At 61.0% G+C, this 1,680-nt stretch carries 1 protein-coding gene; it reads left to right on the forward strand.

The features are described from left to right. Nucleotides 1-119: 119 nt before the first annotated feature. On the forward strand, nucleotides 120-1,439 hold the full coding sequence (gene mgtE / locus V6C16_RS12605; RefSeq protein ID WP_333535749.1) for a magnesium transporter: 1,320 nt from the start codon (nucleotides 120-122) through the stop codon (nucleotides 1,437-1,439). Nucleotides 1,440-1,680 lie beyond the last annotated feature (241 nt).

Raw genomic sequence — 1,680 nt, forward strand, 5'->3', positions numbered from 1 at the left:
TTGCTGACGGCGCGGGTTCCGAAGACCATGCGGCTGCGGGCGATCCGCAAGATGCGCCTTTTTCTGCGGCTTCGACCTCTTGCCCGCATGACGGCGACGCCCTGCCCGAAGCGCCGGGCATGAACGAGGAAGCGCCCTCCGGTGATGAAGAATACGGGTCGGAATTTCCGGACCAGGAGTTCATCCACCCGGCCGACATGGCCGACCATCTGGAAAATCTCAGTCTTGAAAAGCAGGTCAGCACGCTTGCCCGCATGTCCAAAGAGGACGCGGCCGAAGCGCTGGCGGAACTGGACGGCAACGTGGCCGTGGACGTGCTGGAAAATCTGGATACGGACGTGGCCGCCCAGATTATTGCCGAAATGTCCCCGGACGACGCCGCCGACGTGCTGGACGAACTGGACGAGGACCATCGCGACGCCCTGCTGGAAAAACTGACCCGCGAAGATTCCGAAGAATTGCGCAACCTGCTCAATTTTGACCCGGACTCCGCGGGCGGGGCCATGAACACCGAGCTCATCCTGCTGGAGTGCACCCAGACCGTGGATGAGGCCATCGCCCATATCCGTTCTGAAATGGCCGAAAAGGAAAGTCCCTATTACGGCTATGTGGTAGACCCGCACGACGTGCTTGTGGGCGTGCTTTCCCTGCGCGACCTCATGCTGGCCCGCCCCGGAACCATTGTGGGCGACGCCGTGGCCGGGCAGAGCGTCATCAGCGTCACCTATGATACGGACAGACGCGAGGTTGCAAGCCTGCTTTCGCACTACAATTTCATGGCCATGCCTGTTGTGGACAACGAAGGCCACATCATGGGCGTCATTACCTATGACGATATCATGGATATCATGCACGAAGAGGCCAGCGCCGACATGCTGGGCATGGTGGGCGCTGACCCGGAAGAAAGCGTGGACACGCCCTGGCGAGAGAGCGTGCGCAAACGCCTGCCCTGGCTTTTTGTAAACATGTTCAACTCGGCGCTTTCGGCTTCTGTGGTCTACATGTTTGAGGGCAGCATTGCCGAGATGGCCGTGCTTGCCGTGCTTATGCCTATGGTTGCCAACCAGGCGGGCAATACGGGCCAGCAGGCTCTTGCCGTTATGATCCGGCAGTTGGCTACAGACCGCTTTGACCAGAAAAAAGCCTGGATGGCCGTGGTGCGCGAAGGCAAGATAGGTCTTGTGACCGGCATCGTCATGGCTGTCACGGCCTTTTTCGGCGTGTGGTGGTTTACGGGGGTTGCGGCCATCGGGGCGGTCATGGGCGGGGCGCTCATGTGCGACATGCTGCTCGGGGCCATTTCCGGCGGCTCCATACCGCTTATTTTCCGTGCGTTGGGGCGTGACCCCGCGCACGCTTCCAGCATATTTCTTACCACCATTACGGATGGCGCGGGCTTTTTCATTTTTCTCGGGCTGGCTTCGCTCTTTCTGCTGTAGCCGCGCAGCCTGTCCGCCCGTCGGGGAATGGCCGCCCGCACGGCCGCCCGGTCACCGTTCTGAACAAAGGATGATTGGACAGGCGTATGGAAATCTGCCGCATCCTGCTGGTTGACGACCACAAGCTGCTTATGGAAGGCGTGCGCAGCCTGTTGGCGCCCTATGCCCATCTGCGGGTAGTGGGCATGGCCCTTGGCGGTGGCGAGGCTGTGGCTTTGGCCGCCTCGCTGACGCCGCACCT

This window comes from Desulfovibrio sp. 1188_IL3213, from assembly GCF_036763145.1.
Taxonomy (GTDB): Bacteria; Desulfobacterota; Desulfovibrionia; order Desulfovibrionales; family Desulfovibrionaceae; genus Desulfovibrio.

What these genes read in the sequence shown, in the direction of transcription:
- mgtE (WP_333535749.1), top strand. Translation starts at nt 120, where the DNA reads ATGAACGAGGAAGCGCCCTCCGGTGATGAAGAATACGGGTCGGAATTT.